This is a genomic window from Saliniramus sp. (assembly GCF_035311605.1).
Classification (GTDB): Bacteria; Pseudomonadota; Alphaproteobacteria; order Rhizobiales; family Beijerinckiaceae; genus Saliniramus.
The window spans coordinates 1-6,432 of sequence record NZ_DATGCW010000129.1 but is presented as its reverse complement, the minus strand read 5'-3'; the positions used below and the strand labels follow the sequence as shown (position 1 = coordinate 6,432).

General features: G+C 66.8%; 2 protein-coding genes. Both read left to right on the top strand.

The features are described from left to right. A partial coding sequence (locus tag VKP01_RS06415; RefSeq protein ID WP_324411335.1) for an alpha-2-macroglobulin occupies positions 1 to 4,258 on the top strand: 4,258 nt, incomplete at its 5' end. Beyond that, positions 4,258 to 6,348: a penicillin-binding protein 1C gene (pbpC, locus tag VKP01_RS06410; protein WP_414706533.1), complete on the top strand. Its 2,091-nt coding sequence runs from the start codon at positions 4,258 to 4,260 to the stop codon at positions 6,346 to 6,348. The genes VKP01_RS06415 and pbpC, both read left to right, overlap by 1 nt. Positions 6,349 to 6,432 lie beyond the last annotated feature (84 nt).

Below are 6,432 nucleotides of genomic sequence, written 5' to 3'. Positions count from 1 at the left end.
ATCGCGGTTTCTGCGGCGGCTGGGCGGATGGGAGGTCGAAAACATCACCGACCAGCTGGGCGAGCCCGTCTGGGAAGGGGCGCTCGATATTGCCGGCACGCTCAATCGCGAGGTCATCACCTCGTTCCCGGTTGACGAGGCCCTGCCCGAGCGTGAGCCGGGGGTCTACGTTCTCGTGGCGGTGCCGGTGAACGATACCCGTGAGCCCTGGGAGGCGCGTGCGACGCAATGGTTCGTTGTCTCGGATATGGGCTTGTCGAGCTTCGCCGGCGCAGACGGGCTTTCGGTCTTCGCGCGCAGCCTCGGCTCGGCCATGCCGCTGCCCGGCGTCAGCCTGCAGCTCGTCGCCCGCAACAACACGATTCTGGGAACGGCCTCGACCGATGCTGCCGGTATGGCGCATTTCGATGCCGGGCTGATGCGCGGCACCGGTGGCATGACGCCCACAATCGTGATGGCCGGCGGCGACGATGGTGATTTCGTCTTCCTTGATCTCACCCGTGCCGGGTTCGACCTGTCCGATCGCGGTGTCGCAGGACGCGCCGCACCCGGCGCCATCGACATCCTGCCCTGGACCGAACGCGGCATCTACCGCGCCGGGGAGACCGTCCATCTCAATGCGCTCGTGCGCGATGACATGGGCAGGGCCTCGCAGAATCTGCCTCTGACCGCCATTCTCACGCGTCCGGACGGTGTCGAGGATCGCCGCGTGGTCAGCACGCAAGGCGCGCTCGGCGGCCATGCCTATGCCATGGCCCTGTCCGACAACGCGATGCGCGGCACATGGTCCGCAGCCCTGCATGTTGATCCCGATCGTCCGCCCCTCGCGCAGACGCGTTTCCTCGTCGAGGATTTCGTGCCCGACCGGATCGCCTTCACGATGGAGGCGGATGTCGAGAGGCTCGCCCCCGACGGTGTGGCGCGGGTCGATGTCGAAGGGCGCTACCTTTACGGTGCGCCAGCAGCGGGGCTGGGCCTCGAGGGTGAGGTCGCGGTCAGCACCGCGCGCGACTGGCCGGACTATCCCGGATATCGGTTCGGGCTGGACGAAGAGGATGAACTGGGCGCCGATGTGATGCCGCTGACGGCTTTGCCCGATACGGATGTGCAAGGGCGTTCGCATGTCGATGTCACGCTGGGGGCTCTGCCGGCGACCACTCGCTTGCTGGAAGCGACCGTGATCCTGCGCATGCGTGAGGCCGGCGGTCGGGCGGTGGAGCGTCGTCTCACCCTGCCGGTCATGCCCGATACCCCGATGATCGGCATCCGCCCGGATTTCGCGGATGAATCGGTCCCAGAGAATACGACGGCCTCGTTTTCCGTCATCGCCACCGATACGCAGGGTGCGCGACTCGCGCTCGCGGATCTGCAATGGTCGCTCGAGAAGATCGAGCGCAGCCATCAATGGTATCGCACGGAATCCGGCTGGAATTACGAGCCTGTGATCTACACCAGCGAGGTGGCCAGCGGACGGGTCGATGTCGGGCAAGAGGATCCCGGACGCATCGCCCTGCCGGTCGAATGGGGGCGCTATCGGCTGGCGATCGAAACCGATGATCCGATGGGCCCGGCGACCAGCATCGCCTTCGATGCGGGCTGGTTCGTCGAGACAACCGCGACGGAGGCTCCCGATGCCCTCGAAATCGCGCTTGATCGTGAGAGCTATGCCGATGGCGATATCGCCCGCCTGAAGATTGCCCCGCGCTTTGCGGGCGAAGTTCTCGTGCATGTCGGCAATGAGCGCCTGCGCGAGACCATCACCGCGACGATCCCGCGCGAAGGCGGTGAGGTCGCGATTCCGGTCAGCGGTGACTGGGGCGCCGGGGCATATGTCACGGCGACCTTGTACCGGCCCGGCGATGATGCGCAGAGCCGCATGCCCGCACGCGCCATCGGCGTGACCTGGCTCCCCGTCGATCCGGGCGAGCGCGATCTGCAGGTGAGTCTCGATCTGCCGGATATGCTGCGCCCGCGCGAGCGGCTGCGTATTCCCGTGAGCGTGGACAACCTGCCTGCCGATACGCCCGCCTATGTGACGGTGGCGGCGGTCGATGTCGGTATTCTCAATCTCACCAATCACCCCGCTCCCGACCCTGAAGGCTGGTATTTCGGGCAGCGCAGCCTGGGTCTCGCGATCCGCGATCTCTATGGACGTCTGATCGATGGTTCGCTCGGTGCGGCGGGGCGCCTGCGCACCGGTGGTGATGGCGGTATCCTCGTCGAAGGCAGCCCGCCCGAAGAGCGCCTGCTGGCCTTCTCATCCGGACCGGTGGCGCTCGACCCGGAAGGCCGGGCCATGGTCGATTTCGAATTGCCGGAATTCAACGGCACCGTCCGCATCACTGCGGTGGCCTGGAGTGCGGACGGGGTGGGCGAGACGGAGGCGGAGCGCGTCGTTCGCGATCCCCTCGTCGTCACGGCAAGTGCTCCGCGCTTCCTGACGCCTGGCGATAATGCGCTGATGCGCCTCGACATCGCCAATCAGGATGCGCCTGCGGGCGAGTACGCGCTGTCGATTGGTATCGACGGTGATGCGGGGCTCGCACTCGGCGCCGTTCCCGATACGATCCGGCTTGATCGCGGCGGCGCTCAGGCGCTCACGCTGCCACTGCGCGCGACAGCAACGGGCGAGGGCACGATCACTGTCACGCTGACGGATTCGGAGGGCATGACGATCACGCGCACGGCCTTCGTCGCGGTGAGGCCTGCCGCGATGCCGATCACCACGCGGCGCGTCATCTCGCTTGCGGCTGACGGCGGTGCGCTGCGCATCGATGACGGGCTTCTCGGCGACAGCCTGCTCGACGGGGCTTCCGTCAGCGTCGGCGTGTCGCCGCGTTCCGCCTTTGATATCCCATCCGTGCTGATGGCGCTCGACCAGTATCCCCATGGCTGTGCGGAGCAACTCACCAGCCGGGCCATGCCGCTCCTCTACGCTGCCGAACTGGCACGGATTTCCGGTCTCGATATCGATCCCGGCCTGGATACGCGCATCGACGAGGCGATCGACGCCGTGCTCGACTTCCAGACCTCGACCGGCGGGTTCGGCCTGTGGGGGCCGCGTGGCGGCGACCTCTGGCTTGATTCCTATATCGGTGAGTTTCTCACCCGCGCCGCGGAGAACGGGTATGCCGTACCTGCCCAGGCCAAGGCGCGCATGATCGCGAATCTGCAGAACACGCTTGCCTACACCACCGATGTCGAGGCCCAGGGGACGCAGATCGCCTATGCGCTGTATGTGCTTGCGCGCAACAGCCGGGCCTCGGTCGGCGATTTGCGCTACTATGCCGATACCCGTATCGAGGCTTTCGAGAGCCCCATGGCGCGCGCCCAGATCGCGGCTGCCCTTGCCCTTTATGGTGACAGTGAGCGGGCCGGGCGCGCCTTCGCTTCCGCCTTGAGAAAGGCGCGGGCCGACATTGCCGATGAGGCCGAAGGGCTGCCGGGTGCGCGCGCGGATTTCGGTTCTTCCCTGCGCGATGGTGCCGCGATGCTGGCCTTGGCCGCAGAGACGTCGCCCCTGCCGATGAACATCGCCGGGATGAGCGAACTTGTCGCCGATGCCCGACGCGCGCGCAGCCATATCAGCACGCAGGAGCAGGCCTGGATGCTGATGGCGGCGCGGGGTATGCAGATGTCGGATGACGCCATCACCCTCACGATCAACGGCGTCGCCCATCATGGCAGCTTTGCGCAGCGGATTGCCGGAGCGGATCTCGCAGCGCAGCCTTTGGCAATGGTGAACGAATCCGACGAACCGGTCGATGCGGTGATCACCACGGTGGCTGCGCCCGCATATCCGTTGCCGGCCGGCGGCGAAGGTTTCGAAATCACCCGCAGCTATTACACGCTGGACGGCGAACCGGTCACGGTCTCCAGCGTGGAACAGAATACGCGCTACGTCGTGGTGCTGCGTTTTGTCGAGGAGAACAGTTGGCCCTCGCAGGTGGTGATGACCGACCTCCTGCCGGCGGGATTCGAGATAGACAATCCCCGTCTGGTCGGTTCGGCGGATCTCGCCGGGTTCGACTGGCTCGGCGACACCGATGCGGCGCATGTCGAATTTCGCGACGATCGTTTCACCGCAGCCTTCACGCGCGATGCGCAAAGCCCGCGCGCGCAGATGGCAGCCTATATCGTGCGCGCGGTGACGCCGGGCGTCTATGCCCATCCCGCCGCCGTCGTCGAGGACATGTATCGGCCGCGATTCTCCGCGCGCACCGCCACGGGCATGATGGAGGTGGTGGCGCCACGGTGATGATGATGCTGCGTGAGAGGCCCATTCGCGCCGTCATTCTCGGCGCCATCGGCGCAACTTTGCTGTTGACGGGCGCGATCGTCACACTGGCGCTGCTCGACCGTACCTTTCCGCCACCACTCGAAGCCTATCAGGCCCGTTCGGTCGAGGTCCGCGATCACGTGGGTGATTTGCTGCGCGCCTATACCGTTGATGACGGGCGCTGGCGCCTTGCGGTTGATCTCGCGGATGTTGATCCGGCATTCCTCGCCATGCTGATCGCCTATGAAGACCGGCGCTTTCACGATCATGCCGGCGTCGATCCTCTGGCGCTCATGCGGGCTGCCGGGCAGTTTCTGGCCAACGGACGGATTGTTTCGGGCGGTTCCACCATCACGATGCAGGTGGCGCGCCTGATCGAACCGCGCGAGGCACGCTCGCTCGGCGCCAAGCTGCGCCAGATCCTGCGGGCGTTGCAGATCGAAAGGCGGCTGTCGAAAGACGATATCCTCGCGCTCTATCTCACGCTTGCGCCCTATGGAGGCAATCTCGAGGGTGTTCGCGCGGCTTCTCTTGCCTGGTTCGGCAAGGAACCGCAGCGCCTCGAAACCGGTGAGGCCGCACTGCTGGTGGCGTTGCCGCAACTCCCGGAGCGCCGGCGTCCGGATCGCCACCATGCCGCTGCGCAGGCTGCGCGCGACCGGGTGCTCGCACGGATGGTCGATGCCGGCTTGATGCCTGCTGCGGAAGCGCGACGGGCGAGGCTCCTTCCGGTCCCGCGGGAGCGGCGGGCGATGCCCATGCATGCCGCCCATGTGGCGGATGCGACGATCCGCGCCGACCCCGATGCCCGATTCCATCGTCTCACCATCAGGCGCGGGGTCCAGCGGAACCTGGAGCAGGTCGCACGCGAGGCGGCGGACAGGCTTGGCGCACGGGTCTCCGTCGCCGTCATGATGGCTGACGCCCGCACAGGCGCCATCCTTGCCAGTGTCGGATCCCCCGGACTTGCCGATACCCGGCGCGCCGGCTGGCTGGACATGGCACGGGCCGTGCGCTCGCCGGGATCGACACTCAAACCCTTCATCTACGGGCTGGCGATCGAGCAAGGTGTTGTCGCGCAGGAGACCATGATCGCTGATCGTCCGGCGAATTTCGCCGGCTATCGTCCGCGCAATTTCGATATGGCCTATCAGGGCGATGTCAGCATCCGTACGGCCCTGCAACTCTCGCTCAACGTCCCGGCCGTGCGTCTCCTCGATGCTGTCGGCCCCGCGCGGCTCGCATCCCGTCTGCGCCGGGGCGGGGTGGCGCCGGTCCTCCCGCAGGGCGAGGCGCCGGGTCTCGCCGTCGCATTGGGCGGTGCCGGCGTCAGCCTGCATGATCTCGTCCAGCTTTATGCCGGCCTCGCCAATGGTGGCGAGGCCGTCACCCTGTCGCTGCGACCGGGTCATGCCGGTGAACCCCGCAAGCAGATCATCGCCGCCCACGCCGCCTGGCACGTCACCGACATGCTTGCCGGCATCAACCCGCCGGAAGGGGCGTCGCGGCGCGGTATCGCCTACAAGACCGGTACCTCCTACGGATATCGCGACGCCTGGTCGATCGGTTACGATGGCCGCCATGTCATCGGCGTCTGGGTCGGCCGCGCGGATGCGGCGCCGGTACCGGGAATCTCGGGCTATGCGAGCGCTGCGCCGATCCTGTTCGAGGCCTTCCAGCGCTCGGGCATCCCCGCTGTCATGCCTGCCCGCGCGCCCGCAGGTGCGGTGCGACTGACGCGCGCGGCGCTTCCGGTCACCTTGCGTCGCTTCTCCGGGAGTGGCGAAGCGGCGCCGCCGGTGCATGCAACGGAACCGGCGCCGGAAATCGTATTTCCGCCGGAAGGTGCGCGGATCGAACGAACTGCGGGCCCTGCGGGTCCGGTGCCGCTGGTGCTCACACTGCAGGGCGGGCGCGCACCGTTTCGCTGGCTCGCCAACGGAAGACCGCTGCCCGGCATTTCGCGCAACCGGATGCGACAATGGCAACCGGATGGACAGGGATATGCCACATTGACCGTCATTGATGCGACGGGGCGGGCGGCGCGTGTGCGTATCCTGGTGGAATAGGGCGCATTGCCCTGATCGTCGGCTGCCCGCGTCTCTACCCCGCATGCCGGAGGATCATCGTCAACGCGTGCGGCTGACAGGTCC

Coding starts and splice junctions, on each gene's coding strand:
- pbpC (WP_414706533.1), top strand. CDS start 4,258: ATGATGATGCTGCGTGAGAGGCCCATTCGCGCCGTCATTCTCGGCGCC.